21 protein-coding genes and 1 pseudogene are annotated in these 25,910 nt (G+C 66.2%); 15 read left to right on the forward strand and 7 right to left on the reverse strand.

Annotation, left to right across the window (positions count from 1 at the left end):
* The first annotated feature begins 59 nt into the window (after positions 1–59).
* The 3 genes from coaBC to dut all read left to right on the forward strand — a co-directional run bounded on the left by coaBC (position 60) and on the right by dut (position 2,821).
* Complete coding sequence (gene coaBC, locus U4Y88_RS08700) at positions 60–1,289, forward strand: bifunctional phosphopantothenoylcysteine decarboxylase/phosphopantothenate--cysteine ligase CoaBC (RefSeq protein WP_415774410.1); 1,230 nt, start codon at positions 60–62, stop codon at positions 1,287–1,289.
* A 61-nt stretch (positions 1,290–1,350) separates the two neighbouring features.
* Positions 1,351–2,358, forward strand: a complete 1,008-nt coding sequence (locus U4Y88_RS08705; protein ID WP_321783372.1) for an LLM class flavin-dependent oxidoreductase — start codon at positions 1,351–1,353, stop codon at positions 2,356–2,358.
* A 16-nt stretch (positions 2,359–2,374) separates the two neighbouring features.
* On the forward strand, positions 2,375–2,821 hold the full coding sequence (gene dut / locus U4Y88_RS08710) for a dUTP diphosphatase (RefSeq protein ID WP_224004528.1): 447 nt from the start codon (positions 2,375–2,377) through the stop codon (positions 2,819–2,821).
* A 62-nt stretch (positions 2,822–2,883) separates the two neighbouring features.
* On the opposite strand, the gene U4Y88_RS08715 is transcribed toward dut, so the two are convergent.
* The 4 genes from U4Y88_RS08715 to U4Y88_RS08730 form a co-directional block, all read right to left on the reverse strand.
* Positions 2,884–4,290 (reverse strand): amino acid permease, encoded by a 1,407-nt coding sequence (locus tag U4Y88_RS08715; RefSeq protein WP_321783374.1) that lies wholly within the window; start codon positions 4,288–4,290, stop codon positions 2,884–2,886.
* A 139-nt stretch (positions 4,291–4,429) separates the two neighbouring features.
* Positions 4,430–6,721, reverse strand: a complete 2,292-nt coding sequence (gene clpA / locus U4Y88_RS08720; RefSeq protein WP_224004534.1) for an ATP-dependent Clp protease ATP-binding subunit ClpA — start codon at positions 6,719–6,721, stop codon at positions 4,430–4,432.
* Positions 6,718–7,032, reverse strand: coding sequence for an ATP-dependent Clp protease adapter ClpS (clpS, locus tag U4Y88_RS08725; RefSeq protein WP_027817520.1), 315 nt, complete (start codon positions 7,030–7,032; stop codon positions 6,718–6,720). The genes clpA and clpS overlap by 4 nt, the downstream gene beginning before the upstream one ends.
* Before the next feature lie 422 nt (positions 7,033–7,454).
* On the reverse strand, positions 7,455–7,757 hold the full coding sequence (locus U4Y88_RS08730; protein ID WP_321783376.1) for a hypothetical protein: 303 nt from the start codon (positions 7,755–7,757) through the stop codon (positions 7,455–7,457).
* A 63-nt stretch (positions 7,758–7,820) separates the two neighbouring features.
* On the opposite strand from U4Y88_RS08730, the gene cspD reads away from it, so the two are divergent.
* Positions 7,821–8,027, forward strand: coding sequence for a cold shock domain-containing protein CspD (cspD, locus tag U4Y88_RS08735; RefSeq protein WP_017776809.1), 207 nt, complete (start codon positions 7,821–7,823; stop codon positions 8,025–8,027).
* 190 nt (positions 8,028–8,217) lie between these two features.
* Here cspD and U4Y88_RS08740 read toward each other — a convergent pair whose 3' ends face one another.
* The 3 genes from U4Y88_RS08740 to icd all read right to left on the reverse strand — a co-directional run bounded on the left by U4Y88_RS08740 (position 8,218) and on the right by icd (position 11,729).
* Entirely contained in the window at positions 8,218–9,840 is a 1,623-nt protein-coding gene (locus U4Y88_RS08740; protein WP_321783378.1) for a multicopper oxidase family protein, read from the reverse strand.
* Positions 9,841–9,961: 121 nt separating this feature from the next.
* Positions 9,962–10,330: a hypothetical protein gene (locus U4Y88_RS08745; RefSeq protein ID WP_321783380.1), complete on the reverse strand. Its 369-nt coding sequence runs from the start codon at positions 10,328–10,330 to the stop codon at positions 9,962–9,964.
* A 142-nt stretch (positions 10,331–10,472) separates the two neighbouring features.
* A complete protein-coding gene (icd, locus tag U4Y88_RS08750) occupies positions 10,473–11,729 on the reverse strand; it encodes an NADP-dependent isocitrate dehydrogenase (protein ID WP_321783431.1) in 1,257 nt (418 codons plus the stop codon).
* 433 nt (positions 11,730–12,162) lie between these two features.
* Between icd and U4Y88_RS08755 the strand changes: the two genes are divergently transcribed.
* The 11 genes and pseudogenes from U4Y88_RS08755 to U4Y88_RS08805 all read left to right on the forward strand — a co-directional run.
* Positions 12,163–12,750 carry a pseudouridine synthase gene (locus U4Y88_RS08755; protein ID WP_321783382.1) on the forward strand — a complete coding sequence of 196 codons (588 nt, stop codon included), beginning with the start codon at positions 12,163–12,165 and terminating at the stop codon, positions 12,748–12,750.
* 383 nt (positions 12,751–13,133) lie between these two features.
* Positions 13,134–13,334: a hypothetical protein gene (locus U4Y88_RS08760; protein WP_158951189.1), complete on the forward strand. Its 201-nt coding sequence runs from the start codon at positions 13,134–13,136 to the stop codon at positions 13,332–13,334.
* Between the two features lie 194 nt (positions 13,335–13,528).
* Entirely contained in the window at positions 13,529–14,044 is a 516-nt protein-coding gene (locus tag U4Y88_RS08765) for a DUF192 domain-containing protein (RefSeq protein ID WP_224004584.1), read from the forward strand.
* Positions 14,045–14,406: 362 nt separating this feature from the next.
* Positions 14,407–16,515 (forward strand): elongation factor G, encoded by a 2,109-nt coding sequence (gene fusA, locus U4Y88_RS08770; RefSeq protein ID WP_321783384.1) that lies wholly within the window; start codon positions 14,407–14,409, stop codon positions 16,513–16,515.
* Between the two features lie 197 nt (positions 16,516–16,712).
* Complete coding sequence (locus U4Y88_RS08775; protein WP_321783386.1) at positions 16,713–17,243, forward strand: cupin domain-containing protein; 531 nt, start codon at positions 16,713–16,715, stop codon at positions 17,241–17,243.
* Between the two features lie 31 nt (positions 17,244–17,274).
* Complete coding sequence (locus U4Y88_RS08780) at positions 17,275–18,309, forward strand: HoxN/HupN/NixA family nickel/cobalt transporter (protein WP_321783388.1); 1,035 nt, start codon at positions 17,275–17,277, stop codon at positions 18,307–18,309.
* A 251-nt stretch (positions 18,310–18,560) separates the two neighbouring features.
* Positions 18,561–20,297, forward strand: coding sequence for an ABC transporter substrate-binding protein (locus U4Y88_RS08785; RefSeq protein WP_224004634.1), 1,737 nt, complete (start codon positions 18,561–18,563; stop codon positions 20,295–20,297).
* 92 nt (positions 20,298–20,389) lie between these two features.
* Positions 20,390–21,418, forward strand: a complete 1,029-nt coding sequence (locus U4Y88_RS08790) for an ABC transporter permease (RefSeq protein ID WP_321783390.1) — start codon at positions 20,390–20,392, stop codon at positions 21,416–21,418.
* Complete coding sequence (locus U4Y88_RS08795; protein WP_321783392.1) at positions 21,415–22,305, forward strand: ABC transporter permease; 891 nt, start codon at positions 21,415–21,417, stop codon at positions 22,303–22,305. Before U4Y88_RS08790 ends, U4Y88_RS08795 begins: the two co-directional genes overlap by 4 nt.
* Entirely contained in the window at positions 22,302–24,626 is a 2,325-nt protein-coding gene (locus tag U4Y88_RS08800) for an ABC transporter ATP-binding protein (RefSeq protein ID WP_321783394.1), read from the forward strand. Before U4Y88_RS08795 ends, U4Y88_RS08800 begins: the two co-directional genes overlap by 4 nt.
* Positions 24,627–25,243: 617 nt before the next feature.
* Positions 25,244–25,910, forward strand: a pseudogene (locus U4Y88_RS08805) (hypothetical protein); the annotation flags it as partial.

Genomic DNA, 25,910 nt, shown 5'->3' on the forward strand with positions numbered 1-25,910 from the left:
GACGCGGTGCGCCACGTCGCGCCGCATCGCGTCACGCTGCGTCACTGGAGAGAACCGACTTGAACACCTCCGCAGCCCATCCGGGCGAACTGGCCGGGCGCCATCTCGTGCTCGGCATGACGGGCGGCATCGCCTGCTACAAGATCGCCGAGCTCACGCGCCTGCTCGTCAAGGCGGGCGCGACCGTGCAGATCGTGATGACCGAAGCGGCCACGCAGTTCATCACGCCGGTGACCATGCAGGCGCTCTCGGGCCGCCCGGTCTACACGAGCCAGTGGGACGCTCGCGTGGCCAACAACATGGCGCACATCGACCTGTCGCGCGAGGCGGACGCCATCGTCATCGCGCCTGCGTCCACCGACTTCATCGCGAAGCTCGCGCACGGTTTCGCCGACGACCTGCTCTCCACGCTGTGCGTCGCGCGCGACTGTCCGCTGCTGGTCGTCCCGGCGATGAACCGGCAGATGTGGCAGAACCCGGCCACGCAGCGCAACGTCGCGCAGATCCGCGCCGACGGCATCGAAACGCTCGGCCCCGATTCGGGTCCGCAGGCTTGCGGCGAGGTCGGTGACGGGCGCATGCTGGAGCCTGAGGCCGTGTACGAGGCGATCGTCGCCTTCTTCTCGCCCAAGGTGCTCGCGGGCCGCAAGCTGCTGATCACGGCGGGACCGACGTTCGAGCCGCTCGATCCGGTGCGCGGCATCACCAACCGTTCGAGCGGCAAGATGGGCTTCGCGCTCGCGCGCGCCGCGCAGCAGGCGGGCGCCGACGTGCATCTGGTGGCCGGCCCGGTCGCGCTGGAGACGCCGTGGGGCGTCTACCGCGAGGACGTGCAGACCGCGCAGCAGATGTACGACGCGGTGATGCGCGCCGCGCCCGACGCCGACGTGTTCATCGGCGTGGCGGCGGTGGCCGACTGGCGCGTCGATCACGTCGCCGAACACAAGATCAAGAAGACGGCCGGGCACCGCATGCCGACGTTCACGTTCGTCGAGAACCCGGACATCCTCGCCTCGGTCGCGGCCATGCCGAATGCGCCGTACTGCGTCGGTTTCGCCGCCGAAAGCGGCGACCTCGACGTGCACGGCGAAGAGAAGCGCGCGCGCAAGAAGGTGCCGCTGCTGATCGGCAATCTCGGCCCGCTCACCTTCGGTCAGGACGACAACGAAGTCGTGCTGTTCGAAGCCGCCGGCCGCACGCCGCTGCCGCGCGCGGCCAAGCTGGCGCTCGCGCAGACGCTCGTCACCGAAATCGCGAAGCGTCTGCCGGACCCGAGCATCATCTCGTGATGCGTGCGCGCGGGCGCTACCCGCGCGCCGCCTCGCGAACGTCATCGAGGAGCAGTACGCCATGACGCTGCTTTCCGTACTGGATCAATCGCCCGTGATCGCCGGGCACACCGCGGCGGATGCACTCGCCGCCACGCTCGACCTCGCGCAACTCGCCGACGAGCTTGGCTACACGCGCTACTGGTGCGCCGAGCACCACGGCCTGCTCGGCGTGTGCAATCCCTGCCCCGAAGTCCTGCTCGCGCGCCTCGGCAGTCTCACGAAGCGCATCCGCATCGGCTCGGGCGGCGTCATGCTGCCCTACTACAGCCCGTTCAAGGTCGCCGAGCAATTCATGATGCTGGAGGCGCTGTTCCCCGGCCGCGTCGATCTGGGCGTCGGACGCGCGCCCGGCGGCGACATGCGCACGGCGCAGGCGGTCGCGGCGGGCACCTACAATCGCGGCGATCAGTTCGCGCAGCAGGTGCAGGATCTCGTCGGGCTGATGGACGGCACGCTGCCCGCCGATCACCTCGCGCATGGCGTCGTGCTGCAGCCGCAGATCGGGACGCGCCCGCAGCTCTGGGTGCTCGGATCGAGCGACTTCGGCGGGCTGCTCGCGGCGCAACTGGGGCTGCGCTTCTCGTTCGCGCATTTCATCAACGCGCACTTCGGGCATCTGGTGTCCGAGGCGTATCACGACCGCTTCAAGGCGGGCCACGAAGCGAAGCCGTATCTGGCCTGCGCCGTGTTCGTGATCTGCGCCGATACCGAAGCCGAGGCCGCCGACCTCGAAAAAGCCGTCGACCTGCGCCGCGTGCAGATGGCCTACGGCCTGAACGCGCCGATCCCGAGCCTCGAACAAGGCCGCGCGCAGGAATACGGCGAGCGCGAGCAACTCGTGATCGACCGCGAGAAGCCGCGCAGCATCATCGGCACGCCGGACAGCGTCACGGAGCGCCTGCTGGCGCTCAAGGACCGCTTCCGCGCCGACGAACTGATCGTGCTGACCGTCGCCGGCAGCTACAAGGCGCGTCAGCGCTCCTACGAACTTCTCGCCGAGGCCTTCGAACTGCCTCGCTCAAACTGACCTAACTGCTCACCCCATGAAAATCGACGTCAAGATCCTCAACGAACGCATGCGCGACCAGCTGCCCCATTACGCCACGCCGGGCAGCGCGGGCCTCGACCTGCGCGCGTGCCTCGACGCGCCCGTCACGCTCGAACCGGGTGAAACGAAGCTGATCCCGACCGGCCTCGCGATCCACCTCGCCGATCCGGGCTACGCGGCGCTGATCCTGCCGCGCTCGGGTCTCGGCCACAAGCACGGCATCGTGCTCGGCAACCTCGTCGGCCTGATCGACTCGGACTACCAGGGCGAGCTGATGATCTCCACCTGGAATCGCGGCCACACGACCTTCACGCTGAACCCGCTGGAGCGCCTCGCGCAGCTCGTGATCGTGCCGGTCGTGCAGGCGCAGTTCAACCTCGTCGAGAGCTTCGAAGAGAGCCAGCGCGGCGAAGGCGGCTTCGGCAGCACGGGCAAGCACTAAGCGCCCCGCCCGCCGCGCACGGCCATAAAAAAAGCACGCTTTCGAGCGTGCTTTTTTGTTGTTTAGCGCTGGGCTTCCGCAGAAGCCGCAAGCGGCGGACGGCGTCGATACCAGAGCGCGTAGATCACGACCAGCGCGACGAGAAACGCAATGCCGTACGCGAGCGTCATGCGGAATTCGCGCGTGAACGCCGTGCCCACCAGAATGCCGAGCATCAGGATCGCGCCCAGCACGCTCGTCAGCGGAAAGCCCCACATGCGGAATTTCAGCGGCGCGCCGCCCTGCTTCACGCGGAAGAAAATCTGCGTGACGAAGATCATCAGCCACGTGAACATCGCACCGAACATGGCGATCGACATCATCAGCGTGAAGGCCGTCTGCGGCCACAGCGCATTGAGCACCGCCGACACCGCGATGCCGATGGTCGACAGCGAGAGCGCCGCCGTCGGCACGCCCTGACGCGTGAGGCGGCCGAACACGGCGGGCGCGTAGCCCGCGCGCGAAAGGCTGAACATCATGCGCGTGGTGATGTAGAGCTGGCTGTTCATGGCCGACAGCGCGGCCACCAGCACGATGAAGTTGATCGCGCCCGCCGCGTACGGTACGCCGGTTTCGGCCATCACCTTGACGAACGGGCTTTCGTTGCCGCCCGCTTCGGTCCACGGCACGATCGCGAGCATCAGCGCGAGCGTGAGCAGATAGAACAGCACGAGGCGCAGCACCGTGGCGCGGAACGCGCGCGTGACGGCGCGCGCCGGGTCCTGCGCTTCGGCCGCCGCGACCGCGATGGTCTCCACGCCGAGATAGCTGAACAGCGAGACGATGGTGCCGACCCACACGCCCCACCAGCCCTTCGGCAACAGCCCGCCGTGCGACGTGTAGTTCGCGAAGCCCACGCCCGAGCCCGCAGGCGCGTGCCAGACGAACCACGCGCCGAGCACGATGAACGCCACGATGGCCGCGATTTTCAGGCTCGAAAACAGATATTCGATCGTGCCGTAAGCGCGCACGCTCATGGCGTTCACGACGATCAGCGCTGCCGAAAAGCCGACGATCCAGTACAGCCCCGGCACGTGCGGAAACCAGAACTTCATGTAGACGGCGATGGCCGCGACCTCGGTGCCGACCGCCAGCACATACGCCGACCAGTACGCGTAGCGCACGACGAAGCCCGCGAGCGGCCCGATGTAGTGCTCGGCGTAAGCACCGAACGAGCCCGAAGTGGGATGCGCGACCGTCATCTCGGCGAGCGCGCCCATCAGCAGCAAGGCGATCAGCGCGCCGATCGCGTAGGAGATCAGCACGCCCGGACCGGCGAAGCCGATCGCGAAGCCGCTGCCGAGAAACAAGCCGGTGCCGACCGCGCCGCCGATGGCGATCATCGTCATCTGGCCGGCGGACAGCCCGCGGCGCAAACCGCGCTCGCGCTCGACGATCGAATCGAACGCACCCTTTTTATCTGAACTCACCTTCACCCTCAACGGCATGCGGCCATTTCACCGGCGATGCGCACTCGTTCGACGACATTCGCCGAATTTACGCGCACAAAACAAAACGGCGCGGACCGTGAAGTCCGCGCCGTTCCGGCTGACCTGAAGCGGAAACCGCTTATTCTACTTCGACCGCCTCCGGCGGACGCGGCGCGGGCTGCTCGTCGAACGTGAGCAACACCTTGTCGTCGGCATCCACATCCACGGTCACGCGGCCGCCGCTCATGAGCTTGCCGAACAGCAGTTCGTCGGCGAGCGCACGGCGGATCGTGTCCTGGATCAGGCGTTGCATCGGCCGCGCGCCCATCAGCGGGTCGAAGCCGTGCTTGGCCAGATGCTGGCGCAGCGCGTCGGTGAACAGCGCATCGACCTTCTTCTCGTGCAGCTGGTCTTCGAGCTGCATGAGGAACTTGTCGACCACGCGCATGATGATTTCCTCATCGAGCGCACGGAAGCTGATCGTCGCATCCAGACGGTTGCGGAACTCCGGCGTGAACAGGCGCTTGATGTCGGCCATTTCGTCGCCTTGTTCGCGGCGCGTCGTGAAACCGATCGTCGACTTGTTCATCGTGTCGGCGCCCGCGTTCGTCGTCATGATGATGATGACGTTGCGGAAATCCGCCTTGCGGCCGTTGTTGTCCGTCAGCGTGCCGTGGTCCATCACCTGCAGCAGCACGTTGAAGATGTCCGGGTGCGCCTTCTCGATTTCGTCGAGCAGCAGCACGCAGTGCGGCTTCTTCGTGACGGCTTCGGTGAGCAGACCGCCCTGGTCGAAGCCGACATAGCCCGGCGGCGCGCCGATCAGACGGCTCACCGCGTGACGCTCCATGTACTCGGACATGTCGAAGCGGATCAGCTCGATGCCGAGCGTGAACGCGAGCTGGCGCGCCACTTCGGTCTTGCCGACGCCGGTCGGACCCGAGAACAGGAACGAGCCGATCGGCTTGTCCGTCTTGCCGAGACCCGCGCGGGCCATCTTGATCGACGCCGCCAGGGCGTCGATGGCCGGATCCTGGCCGAACACCACGGCCTTCAGATCGCGGTCGAGCGTCTGCAGCTTGCTGCGATCGTCCTGCGACACGCTTTGCGCCGGCACGCGCGCGATCTTCGAGATGATCTCTTCGATCTCGCTCTTGCCGATGGTCTTCTTCTGCTTCGACTTCGGCAGGATGCGTTGCGCCGCGCCCGCTTCGTCGATCACGTCGATCGCCTTGTCGGGCAAGTGCCGATCCGTGATGAAGCGTGCGGACAACTCAGCCGCCGCATTGAGCGCGCCCGACGAATACTTCACGCCGTGGTGCTCCTCGAAACGCGACTTCAGACCGCGCAGAATGGCCACCGTCTGCTCGACGGTCGGCTCGATCACGTCGACCTTCTGGAAGCGACGCGACAGCGCCGCGTCCTTCTCGAAGATGCCGCGATATTCCGTGAACGTGGTCGCGCCGATGCACTTGAGCGTGCCCGACGAGAGCGCCGGCTTCAGCAGGTTCGACGCGTCGAGCGTACCGCCCGATGCGGCGCCCGCGCCGATCAGCGTATGAATCTCGTCGATGAACAGGATCGCGTGCGGACGCTCCTTCAGCTCCTTGAGCACCGTCTTCAGACGTTGCTCGAAGTCGCCGCGGTACTTCGTGCCCGCGAGCAGCGCGCCCATGTCGAGCGAGTAGACCTGCGCGTCGGCGAGAATGTCCGGCACTTCGCCGCGCGTGATGCGCCAGGCGAGGCCTTCCGCGATCGCAGTCTTGCCGACGCCGGCTTCGCCCACGAGCAGCGGATTGTTCTTGCGGCGGCGGCACAGCACCTGCACCACGCGCTCGACTTCCGACTCGCGGCCGATCAGCGGATCGATGCGGCCGTCCTTCGCCATCTGGTTCAGGTTCTGCGTGAACTGGGCGAGCGGAGTTTCCTTCTGGCCTGCCGCGTCTTCGGCTTCGGCGTTCGCGTCGCTGGCCTTGGCGGCTTCGCCGCTGCCGGTCTTCGCGATACCGTGCGAAATGAAATTCACGACGTCCAGACGCGTGACGCCCTGCTGTTGCAGGTAGTACACCGCGTGCGAGTCCTTCTCGCCGAAGATCGCCACCAGCACGTTCGCGCCCGTCACTTCCTTCTTGCCGTTGGAAGTGGACTGAACGTGCATGATCGCGCGCTGGATCACGCGCTGGAACCCGAGCGTCGGCTGCGTATCGACGTCATCCGTGCCGGGAACCGTAGGGGTATTGTCATGAATGAAGTTGCGCAGGTTCTGTCGCAGGTCTTCAATATTCGCGGCGCACGCGCGCAACACTTCTGCCGCTGTCGGATTATCCAACAGCGCCAGCAAGAGATGCTCGACCGTGATGAACTCGTGCCGCGCCTGACGTGCTTCCATGAACGCCATGTGCAGGCTGACTTCCAGTTCCTGGGCAATCATGCTTCCTCCATCACACACTGCAGCGGATGCCCGGCCTGCCGTGCGTGGGTAACGACTTGCTCAACCTTGGTCGACGCGATGTCCCGCGTATAGACCCCACAAACGCCCCTGCCCTCGCGATGAACCTTCAACATGATCTGCGTTGCGGTCTCGCGGTCCTTATTGAAATATTCCTGCACGACCATCACGACGAATTCCATCGGCGTGTAGTCGTCGTTCATCAGCACGACCTTGTACATGGAGGGCGGTTTGACCTTGTGCTCCTGCCGCTCCAGTACGGTTGAATCCTGCTTGTCCGGGATAATTGCCATACACCCATTCTAAACAACTCGGACAGGCCCGCAATCCTGCCGAAACCCGACCGGCCGTCCGGTGAAGCTGGCTCCGGCGCCCCGCATCATGCGAGCAATCCCTGCGCCTTCCCCGTTCCGGGCTCGATCAACTACGCCCAGGCGACTGCATGGGCGCCCGGCTGCGGGGCCGGTTCGATCCGCGCTTCGTTTCAACGTCGAAACCGCGGTTTGAATCTCTCCAGCAGCTTTCGGGCCACCGTCGAATCGAGTATCGCACAACCTGCGGCGTCAGGTGGTCGCCTACTGTCGGCGCCCGCACGCTTGCTGTCAGATTCCACGCTCGTCGACGTCAATCCAGTCCTACGCCCTGCGTCCCATGTGAGTCGATTATGCGACTTTTCAAGATGCCCCGCTCACATGACCCCGCCGCGTGTCCGACTTCATGCGTCATCGATACCGACAAGCGACCGGACATTCACCGCTGTCTGTTGGCGGTGCAACCGATGCACCATGAAAAGCGGGCACGAGCACTTCATGAGCATGGCGCGCAACATCGCGGCGCAGCATTCAAGAAAAGCCGGAAAAACCCTGGAAATGTGCTCTTTACAACGCGTCTGGCACGGTCTCAAAATATTCTTGACAGCAGAATAAAGAGCCTCAACAATCAAGCTGGCACTTTTTTCAACCGCCTTTAATTTCGAAAAAATGCCGTTGGTGAGCTTGTGAGGAGGGGGCGATCGCATACCGCGATCGTTAAGCTTTTCGAACTGCTCGTGGTAGTGACATGAGTTACAGGGGAAGTTGGTATGGCAACCGGTACGGTCAAGTGGTTCAACGACGCGAAGGGTTTCGGATTCATCACGCCGGATGAAGGCGGCGAGGATCTGTTTGCTCATTTTTCGGCCATCCAGATGAATGGCTTCAAGACCCTCAAAGAAGGGCAGAAAGTGAGCTTCGAGGTCGTGCAAGGCCCGAAGGGCAAACAGGCATCGAACATTCAGGCAGCAGCCTGATACGTTCGGTACCCGTACCTTGTGGAAACCCGGCTTCGGCCGGGTTTCCTTTTTTCAGCGGCTGCTTTTATGCATTTTTAACAGTCGCGTTTAATGCCGCATTCATTCGCACTCCGCATGTCATCGTTTCTTAACGATGCGCATGGTATAAACCGCGCTCGCTGAACGCGGTCCCGTGCTTCGTCGCGGCTCACGTCACGCGTAACGTGCCCATCATGCCGAGGTCCTCGTGCTCGAGGATATGGCAATGGAACATGCGGTCGCCGGCTTCGTGCTGCACGGTCGCGATATGCACGATTTCGCCGGGCTTCACGTTGATCGTGTCGCGCCATGCAAGATACGGCTCGTCGATGCGCTTGCCGTCGAATTCGCGCGACAACACCTGGAACTGCGTACCGTGCAGATGGAACGGATGATCCATGTCCGTGCCGTTCGCGATCGTCCAGTTTTCGACGTCGCCGCGCCGGCTCGTGAGCGTCGCGCGCCCCGGCACGTAAGTCTCGCCGTTGATCATGAATTTCATGCCGCGCGGCATCGCGAGATTCGACGCACCCGGCTGGTGCATCGCGTGCATATCCATCGCTTCGCTGAACCCCACCGACTTCTGCGCGCGCGCAGGCCCGAGCGGTGCGATCGCGCGCAATGACGACGGAAGCGCAGTCGGCGCAGCGGCATCGGGAGTGAATCGCACATCGGCGAGCACGACGCTCGGACCCGGCGGCAGACTGCCGTGCGACATCGCCATCTTGTGACGATCGTATTGCGCCGCGAGCAAACGCGCCTGCGACGCGCCCTGCCCCGCGCGCACGATCAGCTCGGCGCGCTCGCCCGGCGCGAGCACGAGCGCGGTGAGTCCGTCGCGCGGCGCGGCGAGCAAACCGCCATCGGTGCCCACTTGCGCGAACCTGCGGCCATCGTCGAAAGCGAGTTGCAGATAGCGCGCGCTGCACGCGTTCCAGACGCGCCAGCGCTCGTCGCGCACGACGTCGATCATCGGCTCGCGCGCGCCGTTGACGAGCGCGAACTGGCCTTCGCGGCCGTTCATCCAGTCCATCATGCTGCTGGGCGCGATGCTGGCGTCCGCGGCGAGCTTGAGGTCGGAGACGAACAGATGACGCTCGGGCCACGCAGCGAGCGGATCGTCGCCCGCACGCACGACGATCGGGCCCGCGAGGCCGCGAAACACCTGCTCGGCGGTCTGCATATGCGGATGCGGGTGATACCAGTAGGTGCCCGCGCTGCCCTTCGGCAAGGTGAAGCGATAGACGTGCTCGCCGCCCGGCGCGATCGGATTCGACGGATTGCCGTCCTGATCGGGCGGCACGGGCAGGCCGTGCCAATGCATCGTGGTCGGCTGCTCAAGACGGTTGACGACGCGGATCTCGACGCGATCGCCTTCACGCAATTCGATCAGCGGCCCCACCACCGGCCCCGACGTATCGCCCTTCCCCGCCGACGCGAGCCCGCCGTCGAACTGCCAGAACACGGTATCGGCCTGGCCGTGCACGAGCGCGCGCGAAACCGGTTGCGCGAGCAACGTTGCGCGAAACTCGCCCGGCGTGCGGCTCTCGTTGACGAGCGTGCGCAGACGCGCGAGCGGCGCGCCGGACGGCAGCGCATCGACGGGCGCGAGCGCGCCGCCGTGCATCTCGTTATGCATGCCACCCTGCATGCCGGACATCGACGACATGCCGTTCATCGTGCCCATATCGTGCATCGGCATGGTGTCGTCGCCTGCGGCGAACGCACCGCGCGCGAACCAGGCGGTGGCGATGGCGCTGGCCGCGCCCGACAGAAAATCTCTTCGTTTCATTGCTGCATTCCTCGTGCTCGATGGCGCGGCGCGTCGCATGGGCGAGCCGCGCGCATAGGATCGTGCGCACCCTGCGCGGCGTGGGTCGCGCGCGGGGTGCAAAGCGTGTGATGGATCGCGTTCAGACGATCGGAGGAGGCAGAAGCGGCGCGTGCGTGATACCCGCGCGCAGACGGACGGCAACGATGGGCGGCGCATGCGCGCCTGCGCCCCACACCTCGAAGCGCGCGGCGAGCGGCGGCGCGCCGCAGTGAACGCCGCAGCCGACCACGCAGCAACTGGCGTGACAATGCGATGAACCCTGATGCGCCGGCGCCGACATGCAACCCGCTTGCGCGACAGGCTGCGCGACGTGTTGCGAGGCATGCTGTGAGACATACCGCGAGGCATGCGTCATCGGCATGACCGCTTCGTGCTCGCACGCGCCCGCGCCGCGCACCGAGAGGAGCGCGAAGGTGAACACGAGAAGGAGACGGCGCAGAAACGGCATCGAAAAAAGGCGCGGCAAATGAGCGTGCGGGAATCGATACATCATAGCGCAAGGCAATAAAAAACCCCGGCGAACCATCGGTCCGGCGGGGTTTCGATCGGCGCGAACGCTCAGGAACGCCGCGAGGCGTTCAGCACGCCGCTCACATATTGTCGATCATCACCTGCCCGAAGCCCGAGCACGACACCTGCGTCGCGCCTTCCATCAGACGCGCGAAGTCGTACGTCACGCGCTTTTGCTGGATCGACTTTTCCATCGACGCGAGGATCAGATCCGCCGCCTCGAACCAGCCAAGGTGACGCAACATCATTTCCGCCGAGAGAATTTCCGAGCCCGGATTCACATAGTCCTTGCCCGCGTACTTCGGCGCGGTGCCGTGCGTGGCTTCGAACATCGCCACCGAATCGGACAGATTCGCACCCGGCGCGATGCCGATGCCACCGACCTGCGCCGCGAGCGCGTCCGAAATATAGTCGCCGTTGAGGTTCAGCGTGGCGATCACGTCGTATTCGGCGGGACGCAGCAGGATCTGCTGCAGGAAGGCGTCGGCGATCACATCCTTGACGACGATGTCGCCACCCGTCTTCGGATTCTTGATCTTCATCCACGGGCCGCCGTCGATCAGTTCCGCCGCGAATTCCTTCTGCGCGAGCGCATAGCCGTAGTCGCGGAACGCGCCTTCGGTGAACTTCATGATGTTGCCCTTGTGCACGAGCGTCACCGAGCGGCGGTCGTTGTCGATCGCGTACTGGATGGCCTTGCGCACGAGACGCTCCGTGCCCTCGCGCGACACCGGCTTCACGCCCAGGCCCGAGCTATCGGGGAAGCGGATTTTCGAGACGCCCATCTCGTCGCGCAGGAACTGGATCAGCTTCTTCGCGCCTTCCGATTCGGCGGGCCATTCGATGCCCGCGTAGATGTCTTCCGAGTTCTCGCGGAAGATCACCATGTTGACCTTCTCCGGCGCGCGCACCGGCGAGGGCACGCCCTTGAAGTACTGCACCGGACGCAGACACACATAGAGGTCGAGCTGCTGACGCAGCGCCACGTTCAGCGAGCGGATGCCGCCGCCCACCGGCGTCGTCAGCGGACCCTTGATCGACACGACGTAGTCCTTCACCACGTCGAGCGTTTCCTCGGGCAACCACACGTCAGGGCCGTACACGCGCGTGGCCTTCTCGCCCGCGTAGATTTCCATCCAGTGAATCTTGCGCTGGCCGCCGTAGGCCTTCTGCACCGCCGCGTCGACCACCTTCAGCATGACCGGCGTGATATCGACGCCCGTACCGTCGCCCTCGATATACGGGATGATCGGCTGGTTAGAAACGTTGAGCGAGAAATCCGGATTGACGGTGATCTTGTCACCTTCCGCCGGGACCTTGATGTGCTGATACGGCATGATCAACTCCAGTAGGGGGATCGGTCTGGCGACCGCGAACAGGATCGAAAGCGCAGGATCGACTACGTCGCGACCGGCGGCTTCGCGCGTTCGATGCGGCATGAAGACTGCTCAGGCTCGCGGCGCAGGGGTCTGGCCGTTATTCTAGCCCACGCTCCGAACGCCCGTGCCGCGCGCTTCACAGCCGCTTCATAGCCGCTTCACAGCCGCTTCGTCCGTGCGTCACGGGCGTTTTGCCGGTGCGGTGCTGTTGCGATGCACCGACGCTCGCGTCGCGGCGCGCGAGCGGCTTGCACCGACCTGACCCTCACGTCTTATGTCTTATATAAGACTAAGAACATTGCGGCGGGACGTTTTGCTTTAATATCTCGGCGCTTCATCGCTGCGCTTCATTGCTGCATTTGGCGCTTCACTCTTTTGACCACCATCGACCATGCGTTTGATCGCCCTCAATAAACCGTTCGGCACGATTTGCCAGTTCTCGCCGCACGAAACACGCGAGTCGCTGGGCGACTGGGTCAAGACCCCGAATGTGTATCCGGCAGGCCGTCTCGACGCCGACAGCGAAGGCCTGCTGCTCCTCACCGACGATGGCGCGCTGCAGGCACGCATCGCGGAGCCGCGACGCAAGCTCGTGAAACGCTATTGGGCCCAGGTGGAAGGCGCGCCCGGCGACGACGCGCTGGCCGCGCTCGAACGCGGCGTCGATCTCGGCGACTTCGTGACACAGCCGTGTCGCGCGAAAAAAATCGCAGACAGCGACGCCGATCTGTTGTGGGCGCGCACACCGCCGATCCGCTATCGCGCGGCGATTCCCACGGCATGGATCGAACTCGCGATCAGCGAGGGCAAGAATCGCCAGGTGCGGCGCATGACCGCGAAAGTGGGCTTTCCGACGCTGCGTCTCGTGCGCGTCGCGATCGGCTCGCTCGATATTTTTTCGCTCGGCATCGCGCCTGGCGAGAGCGTCGACGTGGCCACCGATGCGCCGTGGCAGCGCGCCGCTCATCAGCGCAAGTGACCTGAATCAAGGCTCAATCAACAGCACATCGCGCACAAGTCACTGTTGCGCCAGCACTTTTTCGTTTTCAGCCCGCTGAGCCGACGCGCCGCTTCTTTCATTTGCAGCACGACGGCAAGAAAACGCGAAGGAAATGAAAACTTCGCGTCAACCGCCTCGCGAGACCATGCGTTAAACCACGCAGATGCCGCCGAAGCTATCCGGCATTCAGCCTTCAAGGGTCCTGTAGCAATGCATGGTCCTGACCGCTGGCAGACGCGAATCGCGAATTTGTTCGCAAATTGCCGATCGAGACTGTCAACCGAAAGGTGGATGGCACGTTTACCGACCTGATCCCATTACCGGGTCACTTGGTTAATTAACTCAAGCTGAGGATTCACAAAATGAACAAACTGATCGCTGCTCTGGTCGCTGGCCTCTTCGCATCGGCTGCATTCGCACAAGCTTCGGCTCCGGAAGCTGCTTCGGCTGCTCCGGCAGCTGCTGCTTCGTCGGCACACAAGGCTTCGCACAAGAAGTCGCACAAGAAGTCGTCGCACAAGAAGGCAGCTAAGGCAGAAGCCGCTTCGGCAGCTTCGGAGTAAGCTAGCTGTAAGACGCATCGGAGAACGGCCCAACGTGCCGATCTTCACCGCGTTTGAAGGGCAGAGTGTCGCAAGGCGCTCTGCCTTTTTCTTTGCGCGCTCGCTTTACGCATGACATCGCAGCGAGGGGTTTTGACCCACGCTGACGTACTCGCGTAACATGCGCGAACTATTCTCAAGCAAGGAGCTGACTCGTGCGATTTTCCCTGCGCCCGCTGATCGCGCGTTGCGCGCTCGCCGCTGCATTGCCGCTCGCCGCCGCCGCGGCCTTCACGTTCTCGACGGCCGTCACCAGCACCGTCGCGCATGCCCAGCAAATGCCGCCCGGCGCGAAGCAACCCGGCGATTTTCCGCGCGTGAAGCTCACCGCGGGCATGTTCGTCATCGACGCCGCTGTCGCCGCGAATGATGCCGACCGCGAGCAGGGCCTCATGTATCGCACGACGCTCGCGCCCAACGAAGGCATGCTGTTCGTGTTCGGCGAAAACGCCGTGCATTGCTTCTGGATGAAGAACACGCTGATCCCGTTGTCGATCGCCTTCATCCGCGCCGACGGCACGATCACCGACATCGACGAGATGGACGCAGAAACCACCAACAACCACTGCCCGCGCAACAACGGCGTGTATGCGCTCGAAATGAGCAAGGGCTTCTTCTCGTCGAAGGGCATCAAGCCCGGCATGAAGATCCAGGGTCTGCCGCAGCCGTGATGCGCGGCGTGTGAGCGGCGGCGCTTTGCGCCCCGCCCACTCTGCGCCCGCCTGCGACACCCCGAACCGGCCCCGCCTCGCGCGCAGCCGGTTTTTTTGCGCCCGCTTTTTTTGCTTCGACGACGACCGCCCGCGGCGTGCCCCACCCTCCCCAGCCCGCCCGCAGGCCGCGCCGCCGTGCTCCGGCGCTGTTTCTGCAAAAGCCGCGAGCAAGCGCTATCCTATTAATCCACCGCGCGGCACGGCTGCCGGCGTCCGGCCCGCCGGATCGCCCGCCCTGCCCGCGAATCGCCGGATTGCGCGCTGCCCGCGCCGCGCGCCGTCCGGCACTTTCCATGGCGCGTCATTCCTAGGAGATCACCGTGCCTCGCAAGACTCCCATCGAGCGCTATCGCAATATCGGCATTAGCGCTCACATCGATGCCGGCAAAACCACCACGACCGAACGCATCCTTTTCTACACCGGGGTGAATCACAAGCTCGGTGAAGTGCACGACGGCGCGGCGACCATGGACTGGATGGAGCAGGAACAGGAGCGCGGCATCACGATCACTTCCGCCGCGACCACTGCGTTCTGGAAAGGCATGGCCGGCAATTATCCCGAGCATCGCATCAACATCATCGACACGCCGGGACACGTGGACTTCACGATCGAAGTCGAGCGCTCGATGCGCGTGCTCGACGGCGCGTGCATGGTGTACGACTCGGTCGGCGGCGTGCAGCCGCAGTCCGAAACCGTGTGGCGCCAGGCGAACAAGTACAAGGTGCCGCGCATTGCGTTCGTCAACAAGATGGACCGCGTCGGTGCGGACTTTTTCCGCGTGCAGCGGCAGATCGGCGAGCGCCTGAAGGGCGTGGCGGTGCCGATCCAGATTCCCGTCGGCGCCGAAGATCACTTCCAGGGCGTGGTCGATCTCGTGAAGATGAAGGCGATCGTCTGGGACGACGAGAGCCAGGGCGTGAAGTTCGAATACGCCGAGATTCCCGCGAATCTGCTCGAAACCGCGAAGGCGTGGCGCGAGAAGATGGTCGAGGCCGCCGCCGAAGCCGACGAAGCGCTGCTCGAAAAATACCTCGACGATCACGAGAGCCTGACCGAAGAGGAAATCAAGGGCGCGCTGCGCAAGCGCACGATCGCCAACGAGATCGTGCCGATGCTGTGCGGCAGCGCGTTCAAGAACAAGGGCGTGCAGGCGATGCTCGACGCCGTGATCGACTATCTGCCCTCGCCCGTCGACGTGCCCGCGATTCTCGGCCACGACTTGCACGACAAGGAAATCGAGCGTCATCCGAGCGATGAGGAGCCGTTCTCCGCGCTCGCCTTCAAGATCATGACCGACCCGTTCGTCGGCCAGCTGATCTTCTTCCGCGTCTATTCGGGCGTGGTGGAATCGGGCGACACGGTGCTCAACGCGATCAAGGAAAAGCGCGAGCGTCTCGGCCGTATCCTGCAGATGCACGCGAACGAGCGCAAGGAAATCAAGGAAGTGCGCGCGGGCGACATCGCCGCCGCCGTGGGCCTGAAGGAAGCGACGACCGGCGACACGCTCTGCGATCCGGCGAACCCGATCGTGCTCGAACGCATGATCTTCCCCGAGCCGGTGATCTCGCAGGCTGTCGAGCCGAAGACCAAGGCCGACCAGGAAAAGATGGGCATCGCGCTCAACCGTCTCGCGCAGGAAGATCCGTCGTTCCGCGTGCAGACCGACGAGGAATCCGGCCAGACCATCATCTCGGGCATGGGCGAGCTGCACCTCGAAATTCTGGTCGACCGCATGCGCCGCGAGTTCGGCGTGGAAGCGACCGTCGGCAAGCCGCAGGTCGCGTATCGCGAGACCGTGAAGAACAAGGTCGAGGATGTCGAAGGCAAGTTCGTCAAGCAGTCGGGCGGGCGCGGCCAGTACGGCCACGCGGTCATCACGCTCGAACCGCAGGCGCCGGGCAAGGGCTACGAATTCGTCGATGCGATCAAGGGCGGCGTGATTCCGCGCGAATTCATTCCGGCCGTCGACAAGGGCATTCAGGAAACGCTCAAGGCGGGCGTGCTCGCGGGCTATCCGGTCGTCGACACGAAGGTCACGCTCACGTTCGGTTCGTACCATGACGTGGACTCGAACGAAAACGCCTTCCGCATGGCCGGTTCGATGGCCTTCAAGGAAGCGATGCGCAAGGCGAAGCCGATCCTGCTCGAACCGATGATGGCCGTGGAAGTGGAAACGCCCGAGGACTTCATGGGCAACGTGATGGGCGATCTGTCGAGCCGTCGCGGCATCGTGCAGGGCATGGAGGACATCGCGGGCGGCGGCGGCAAGATCGTGCGCGCCGAAGTGCCGCTCTCCGAAATGTTCGGCTACTCGACGTCGCTGCGCTCGCTCACGCAGGGCCGCGCCACCTACACGATGGAGTTCAAGCACTATTCGGAAACGCCGCAGAACGTGGCCGAAGCGGTGATCAACGCGAAGAAGTCGTAAGCGCGTAGCCGCGTAAAACAAAAGCCCGTCCCGCAAGGGGCGGGCTTTTTTCATGCGCGTACACGCAGTGAAAACCGCTTGTGCCGGATACGCGACCGATACGCGCCCGGCGCATTTTTGTCCGTGCCACAATGGGACGGCGCGAGCCATGCGCGTCCACGCACGTCAGCGCCACGCACGAACGAGGAGACACGACGATGAGCCACGATCACGATCATGACCACCCGCATGACCACGAACACGAGCACGACCATCACGACGCCCCGATCGACTGGCGCGAACACGGCGTCAAGGTGATCCGCGGCGATCAGCTCGACGCCAACACCGCGCAGACGCCCGGCATGAACCGCGCCGCCGCCATCAACGCGGCCCGCGTGGGCGCGCAGAAAATCTGGGCCGGCACCGTGACGATCCATCCGAATGCAAAGACGGGCGCGCATCATCACGGCGCGCTCGAAAGCGTGATTTACGTGGTGCGCGGCCACGCGCGCATGCGCTGGGGCGAACATCTGGAGTTCACCGCCGAGGCCGGTCCCGGCGACTTCATCTTCGTGCCGCCCTACGTGCCGCATCAGGAAATCAACGCGAGCACCGACGATCCGCTCGAATGCGTGCTCGTGCGTAGCGATAACGAAGCCGTCGTCGTGAATCTCGACATCGACGCGGTCGAACAACCGGAAGCCGTGTATTGGGTCGATCCGATCCATCGGAATCCTCACGATCATTGATACCCCACCGCTCAACCCGAATCATTCACGCATGACCGCCACCGCCACGCCCGCCCACGCGAAACCGCTGCGCCCGCGCCTGATCGTCCTCTACGCCGCGCTGATCGGCGCGAATCTCGCCGCCTGGGCGTGGGCGCTGATCGCGTTCCGCCACTATCCGCTGCTGCTCGGCACGGCGCTGCTCGCCTACGGTTTCGGCCTGCGCCACGCGGTGGACGCGGACCACATCGCCGCCATCGACGCCGTCACGCGCAAGCTCATGCAGCGCGGCCAGCGGCCCATCGGCGTGGGTCTCGCCTTCTCGCTCGGGCACTCGACCATCGTGATCGCGGCGACGGTCGGCATCGCGCTCACGGCGCTCACGCTGCACGGCCGCTTCGAGCGCTTTCACGAAATCGGTTCGACCATCGGCACGCTGGTGTCGTCGGGCTTTCTGCTTGTGCTCGCGTGCGTGAATCTCGTGATCCTGCGCGACGTGTGGCGCCGTTACCGCCGCGCGCAGCAAGGCGAGGACGCCGCCGCGCTCGCGGCTCAAGCGCCCGCGCCCGCCGGTCTGTTCTCGCGCGCGCTGCGGCCGCTGTTCGCGCTGGTCACGAAAAGCTGGCACATGTATCCGGTGGGCGTGCTGTTCGGCCTCGGCTTCGACACGGCCACCGAAATCGGCCTGCTCGCGATCGCCGCCGCCGAAGCGGGCAAGGGCCTGCCGATGTACTCGATCCTCGTCTTCCCCGCGCTGTTCACGGCAGGCATGACGCTCGTCGACTCCACCGACAACGTGCTGATGGTCCACGCCTACGGCTGGGCCATGGACGACCCCAAGCGCAAGCTCTACTACAACGCGAGCATCACCTTCGTCTCCGCGCTGGTGGCGATCGTGATCGGCGGCGTGGAAGCGCTCGGCCTGATCGCCGATAAGCTCGGCGCGACGGGCGGGCTGTGGAACGCGGTCGCGAGCGTGAACGAGCGCTTCGGCGAACTCGGCTATGCGATCGTCGCGCTGTTCATCGCGTGCTGGATCGGCTCGGTGCTGTTTCATCGCTGGAGACGGCCCCTCGCGGCGCGTTAGGCGGGTCACGCCCGCCTTCATCGACGCCCGTCCACGCGCATCCACCTCAAGCCGCGCGGCGCCGCCCCGCACGACGCCGCGATCTCGCGCAACCCCGCTGAACCCTGGCATCGTCCGCATCGCCATCAAAGGCCCGAAAACGCGTAAACTGGACCGATTCTGCTTCGTCGTCTGCCGTACCGCATGCCGTCGTCGCGTTGGCCGCTTCCGCTAACGCGCCCATTCACGGAATCGCACGGAAATCCGCACCGATGAAACGTCGTCCGCCGTCCCTGCTGCGCGCTTCGCCGTCCCGCCTGTTCACTTCGTCCGCGTCATCTGGTTCGTCCATCGCGTCCGCCTTCGACGCGCTGCGCCGTCACGCCGACGCCCCCGGCAATCACGCCATCGACGAGTTCCAGGCCGGACGCCTCACGCGCCGCGAACTGCTGCGCCATCTGAGCCTGCTCGGTCTTTCGGGGCTCGCGGTGACGGCGGGCGGTCTGCTCGCGCCGCGCGACGTCCGTGCACAAAACGCCAAACCGGCCACGCCGACCAGCCAGACGATCCGCGTCGCGCATCTGATGCCCGCGGGCGCGGTCGATCCGCTCACCGTGACCGATGCGGGCGCGCTGTGTCTGCTGAACCAGACCGGCGAATTCCTCGCCAACGACGACGCCGACGGCCGCCTGCAACCCGCCCTCGCGCTCTCGTGGCAGGCCAACGAGAAGGCCGACGTCTGGACCTTCAAGCTGCGCCCGAACGTGAAATTCCACGACGGCCAGCCATTCGGCGCAAAGGACGTGGTCGCCACCTTCGATCGCCTCGCCGACCCCGCGAGCGGCTCGGCGGCGCTCTCGGTGCTCAAGGGCGTGCTCTCGAAAGGCGGCACGAAAGTCGTCGACGAACACACGGTGGCGTTCCACCTCGACGCGCCCAACGGCAACTTCCCCTACTACGTTTCGTCGGACAACTACAACGCGGTGATGCTGCCCGCGAACTATGCGGGCAATTACGAAAAGAGCTTTATCGGCACCGGCCCGTTCAAGCTCGAAAAATACGAAACACGGCGCGGCGCGAGCTTCGTGCGCAACCCCGACTACTGGGGCGACAAGGCGCTGCCCGCGCGCGTGCAGTTCGCCTTCTACGCCGACGAGCAGGCGCAGATCCTCGCGCTGCAAGGCCGTCAGGCCGACGTGATGGGCACCTTCACCGTGCAGGGCGGCATCGGCATCCTCAACAATCCCGACTTCAAGGTGATCGGCGTGCGTTCGAGCGCACATCGCCAGATCCACATGCGCAACGACGTGCCCGCGTTCAAGGACAAGCGCGTTCGCCAGGCGCTCGCCCTCGCGCTCGACCGCGACGTGATGGTGCGCGGTCTCTTCAAGGGCCGCGCGGTCGTGGGCAACGACAGCCCCTTCGCGCCGGTCTTTCCGTCGACGGGCAACAGCGTGCCGCAGCGCAAGCCCGATCTCGCGAAGGCACGCCAGTTGCTCGCCCAGGCGGGCGTGGGCAACGGTTTCGACATCACGCTCACGACCGAGAAGTACATGGAGATTCCCGATCTCGCCGTGGTCGTGCAGAACGCCGCGAAGGCGATCGGCGTGCGCATCGCGCTCAAGGTGGAGAGCCAGTCGCAGTATTACGGCGCGGGCACCTACGGCAAATCGGACTGGCTCGACGCACCGATGGGCATCACCGACTACGGTCATCGCGGCGTGCCGAACGTGTTCCTGAACGCGCCGCTCACGAGCGGCGGCACGTGGAATGCAGCGCACTTTCGCAACGCGCAGTACGACAAGCTGGTCGCGCAATTCGCCGCGACGCTCGACGTGGCCGCGCAAAAGCAGGTCGCCGCGCAGATCCAGACGCTGCTGCTCGACGAAACGCCGGTGATCATTCCGTACTTCTACGACCAGCTGATCGCGCAGCGCGCCACGCTCTCGGGCGTGCATTTCACGGCGCTCGCGCAGCTGTACTTCGACCGCGCGGTGCTCGCGGCATGACGGCGGCGCGCGCCGCGGGCTGACGCCTTTTACGCCGCGCGCCGCGCCTGCATCGCAATCAGGCGTCCCCTCAGGCGTCCCTCAGGAGTCCGATGGCCACACCGCTGACGAGACCGCCCCGCATCGATCCGCACGCGCCGCGCACGCACGCAACGCTGCCCGCAGGCGCGCTGCGTTTTCTCGCGACGCGCGCGGCGTGGGCGCTGTTCACGCTCTGGCTGCTGTCCGTGCTGGTGTTCGCGGGCGGCCAGCTACTGCCCGGCGACATCGGCCGCGCCGTGCTCGGCCCGCTCGCCGACGCGCGCGCCGTGGCCGCGCTCAACCACGAACTCGGCGCCGACCGTCCGCTGCTCCAGCAATACGGCACGTGGATCGGCCACGCGCTGCGCGGCGACTTCGGCACCTCGTGGACCTACAAGCAGGCGGTCGCGCCCTTCGTCGGCGACGCGCTGCTGCAATCGGCGAAACTCGGCCTGCTCGCGTTCTTCGTGGTGGTGCCGCTCGGCATCGGCGGCGGCGTGTGGGCGGCGCTCAACGGCGGACGCTGGCTCGACCGCCTGATCAGCACGCTCGGCCTGTGCGCGAGCGCGGTGCCCGAATTCGTCTCGTCGATCGTGCTCATCCTCATCTTCGGCGTGTGGCTGCGCTGGCTGCCGATCGAGGCCGTCGCACCGCCCGACGCGGGCGCGTGGCAGACGCTGCGCCATCTCGTGCTGCCGGTGCTGCCGCTCGTGCTCGTGTTCTTCGGCTATCTCGCGCGCATCGCGCGCGCGGGCATGCTCGACGCGCTCGACGCCGATTACACGCGCACCGCGATCCTCAAGGGCTTGCCGCGTCACACCGTGATCGTGCGCCACGTGCTGCGCAACGCGCTGCTGCCGAGCGTGACGGTCGCCGCCACGCAGCTCGGCTATCTGATCGGCGGGCTCGTGGTGGTCGAGTCGCTGTTCCGCTATCCGGGCATCGGCTCGCTGATCTACAACGCCGCGAAGGCGAAGGATTTTCCGCTGCTCGAAGCGGGCGTGCTCGCCGTGGGTCTCGTCTATACGCTCGCGAATCTGCTCGCCGACAGCCTGCATGTGCTGCTCGATCCGCGCCTGCGCACGAAGGGAGGCGCATGAATCGTTCGGCATCCGAATCACTTGATGAAAATGCACGCGCGCCCGTGCCCGCGCCGCCTTCGCGCGCCGCCGCCCTCCTGCGTCTGCTGCTGCGTTCGCCCGCGTTCGTCATCGGCGCGCTGATCCTGCTCACGTGGATTGTCTGCGCGCTCGCGGGCCAGTGGTTCGCGCCCTACGACGCCTACGCGTCCGACCCGCTCAGTTCGCTGATGCCGCCCGATCACGCGCACTGGTGCGGCACCGATCAGCTGGGCCGCGACATCTGCTCGCGCGTGATCGTGGGCGCGCGCGACATCCTCACCATCGCGCCGCTGGCCACGCTCACGGGCACGCTCGCGGGCGCGGCGCTCGGGCTCGTGACCGGTTACTTCGAAGGCGCGGTCGGCACGCTCGTCGCGCGCGCGCTCGACGCCGTGCTCGCGCTGCCGCTCGTGATCGTCGCGCTGCTCGTGCTCGCGGCCGTGGGCGCGTCCAATCTCGCGGTCGTGCTGGTGATCGGCGTGACCTTCGCGCCGCTCATCGCGCGCACCGTGCGCGCCGCCGTGCTCGCCGAACGCCATCTCGACTACGTGGCGGCCGCGCGTCTGCGCGGCGAGCGTGCGCCCTTCGTGATGTTCGCGGAAATCCTGCCGAACGTCTGGCCGCCGATCGTCGTGGAAGCGACCGTGCGGCTCGGTTACGCGATCTTCGCGGTGGCGACGCTCTCGTTTCTCGGCTTCGGCATTCAGCCGCCGTCCGCCGACTGGGGGCTCGCGCTCGCGGAATCCTACGCGCTGCTCGCGGGCGGCGCGTGGTGGACCGTGGCGTTCGACGCCGCCGCGATCGGATCGCTCGTGGTCGCCGTGAACCTGATCGCCGACAGCCTGCGCGAGGTGCTCGAATCGTGAACCGCCCCGGCACGCCCACGTCCACCACATCGTCCACTACTGCGCCAACCGCTCCGGCGCGCCCGGCCGGCGCCGCGCGCGGCCCCGCGCTCGCCACGTTCTCCGCGCCACGCGCCGACGACGCGCTCGCGCTCGTCGGCCTCACGGTCGCGTACCGCGTGCGCGGCAAGGACCGCGACGTGCTCACCGACGTCTCGCTGCGCATCAAGCGCGGCGAAGCCTATGGACTCGTCGGCGAATCGGGCTGCGGCAAGTCGACGGTCGCGCTCGCGGCGCTGCGCTATCTCGCGCAGAACGGCCGCGTGAAGGCGGGCCGCATCGCCATCGCGGGCGAGGACGTGCTCGCGCTCGACCGCGAAGGGCTGCGCGCGTTGCGTGCGCACAAGGTCTCGATGGTCTATCAGGATCCGGCGAGCGCGCTCAATCCGTCGCTGACCATCGCGCGCCAGTTGAGCGAGGCCTTCGAAGCGGCGGGCGACGACACCCTCGATCGCGGCGAGGCGCTTGCGCGCTCGCACGCCATGCTCGAACGCGTGCGCATCGCCGACCCGGCGCGCGTGATGGCAAGCTGGCCGCATCAGCTCTCGGGCGGCATGCAGCAGCGCGTGGTGATCGCGATGGCGCTCGCCTCGAATCCGTCACTACTGATCCTCGACGAACCCACCACGGGCCTCGACGCCACCGTCGAAGCCGAAGTGCTCGCGCTGGTCGCGCAACTGCGCGCGGAGCTCGGCATGGCCGTGCTGCTGATCAGCCACGATCTGGGCGTGATCGGCCGCATGTGCGAGCGCGTGGGCGTGCTCTACGCGGGCCGTCTCGTCGAGGAAGGCGCGACGCGCGACGTGTTCGAGCGCGCGCGCCATCCGTACACGGTCGGGCTGCTGCGCTGCCTGCCCGCGCCGGGGCGCACCAAGCGCCATGGCGCGCTCGATACCATCGCGGGCGAGTTGCCCGCGCCCGGCACGCTCGCGCGCGGCTGCGTGTACGCGCCGCGCTGCGGACTCGCCGACGCCCGTTGCCACGACCAGGCTCCGCCGCCGCATCGCGTGCAGGCCGCGCACGGCGAACAGATGTCGCGCTGCCACTATCACGAACGCGCGAGCGAGCTGCCCGAGGGCGATCCGGCCAACGCGGCGAACGCGGCGAACATCGCAATCGTCGCGGATGAAGCCGCACCGATGCCCGCGCAACCTCCGCAGGCCAATGCGCAGACGAACGAACCGTCGGATGAAAGCGCGCAAACGCGCGGTCACGAAGCCGAAGTCGTGCTGCGCGCACGCGGCGTCTCGCGCACCTTCGGCCACGGCGCGGGCGCGCTGCGCGTGCTCGACGACGTCTCGCTCGACCTGCGCGCGGGGGAAACGCTCGGGCTCGTCGGCGAATCGGGCAGCGGCAAGTCGACGCTCGCGAAACTGCTGCTCGGCCTGCACGCGCCCGATCCGGGCGGCACGATCGAACTCGACGGCGCGCCGCTCGCGGCCCACGTCGCGCGGCGCGATGCGCGTCAGCGGCGCGCGCTGCGGATCGTGTTCCAGCATCCCGATGCCTCGCTGAACCGCGCGCTGCCGGTGCGCACGCTGGTCGGTCGAGCACTCGCGCGCGCCGAATCTCACGAACCTCAAGCCACCGCACAGGATACGCAGGACACGCAGGACGCCACCGACGCCCGCATCGACACCCTGCTCGACGCCGTGCGCGTGCCGCTGCGCTACCTCTCGGCCCGCGCGCGTCAGCTCTCGGGCGGCCTCAAGCAGCGCGTGGCGATCGCGCAGGCTTTCGCGGGCGAGCCGCGCGTGGTGATCTGCGACGAGCCCACCTCGGCGCTCGACGTGTCCGTGCAGGCCGCGATCCTCAACCTGCTCGCGCGCCTGCAACGCGAGCGCGGCGTGAGCTATCTGTTCATCTCGCATGACCTCGGCGTGGTGCGCTATCTCGCCGACCGCCTGATGGTGCTCTACGCGGGCCGCGTGCTCGAAAGCGGCCCGGCCGCCTCGGTCTTCGACGGCCCGCGCCATCCGTACACCGAGACGCTGCTCGACGCGGCGCGCTCGACACACTCAACCCGCTCGCCCCGCACGACGCCCGATGACGGCGCGGTCGACGTTGCGCGCGAATCGACCGCCGCGCACAACGTCGGCGGCGGCACAGGCCACGGCTGCATTTTCAGCGCACGCTGCCCGCGCCGGATCGGCCCGATCTGCGACGAAGCCGCCCCGCCCTTCGACGATATCGGTGACGGCCATCGCATCCGCTGCCACATTCCCGCCGACGAACTTCGCGCGCTGCAACGCGACGCCGCCCCGGCGAACGGCGAGACCTGACGCGCACGCCGTCGGCCACCACGCGTCGCGCGTGCGATTCGTTGCGCTGCCTACGGCCTGATCCGCGTCCACGCGCCGCCGTCGCGATGCCGATGCCCTGATCGCAGACCGCGCCGCTGCGTTTCATCGCCGAAACGTTTTCATCGATTTCGCCCCCGTCCGCACAGCAGGGAAAACCGCAGGTCCATGCGGCGCGGACCTCTGCGCGCGATGGCACAGAACTCGCTATATCGGAACCAGACATCCGGTCGCTTCCAACCTGCGCGACACGCTGCGAATCGCGGCGCGCCGCACCGGGCGAACGGATGGCCGCACGCACGATGCGCCTGTTATCCGCCGTCCCGCTCGCGGGCTACGGCGATCGACAAGCAGTCCTGCATAAATCGGCTATCCGCGTGACATTCGCACGAAGCGATCTGGACGTCGCGTGTACCGCACGCACCGGCGAGACGACATCGGCAACCCGCACGATACGCACACCGGCGCGAAGCGGAGTGGGCATGACGGGGGATGGCGCGCGCCGCAGTCTTTAACGCAGCAAAAAAAGCGGCGCGACGTCGAACACAAGCTATGTGAGAAGCGAGGCGCGAATGCGCTATCACTTCCGGGAGGACATCATGAGAAGCAGAAATATTCATCAGTACTGCGATGGGTTAAGTCGTGGGCTCGCGGTGTTGGCGATCGGCGCGGTGGGGATCGGCGTACTGCTGCCGGCGATCGGCGCGCACGCGCAGGACAGCAATGTGACCGCGCCGACGTGGATCCTCGTCGCCGATGCCGCGTTGCCCGCCAGCGGCGGCGCGGTGACCGACTCGGGGATGCCCGCCGACGGCGTCGCCCCGTTCGGCAGCGGGCCGGCCGCGACGAGCGCAAGCAGCGGCGGCAACACCGGCAGCACCAGTACCAGTACCAGCAGCACCAGCGCCGCGCCCTCGCCCGGCGCGAGCCAGAGCGCCGAGGCGATCGTCGCAGCCGACGACGCCGCGACGGTCTTCACGTCGAAGAACTGCTACGGCAACAACGGCAACTGCTCGCAAGGCGGGCGCGGGGGCGGCAATAGCGCGTCGGCTTCGGCGAGCGCGGGCGTGTCGGGCGGCACGAGCTCCGGCAACTCGGGGACCGGGCGCGGCGGCACCTCGGGCGTCGGCGGCGCGACCAGCGGATCGAGCAACGCCGGCGGCGGCAAAGGTGGCAGCGGCAATAGCGGCGGCGGCGGCGGCGGTGGCGGCGGCGGTGGCGGTGGCGGTGGCGGTGGCGGCGGCGGTGGCGGTGGCGGTGGCGGTG

Origin of the sequence: Paraburkholderia sp. J94 (assembly GCF_905220285.1) — a bacterium.
Classification (GTDB): Bacteria; Pseudomonadota; Gammaproteobacteria; order Burkholderiales; family Burkholderiaceae; genus Paraburkholderia; species Paraburkholderia tropica_A.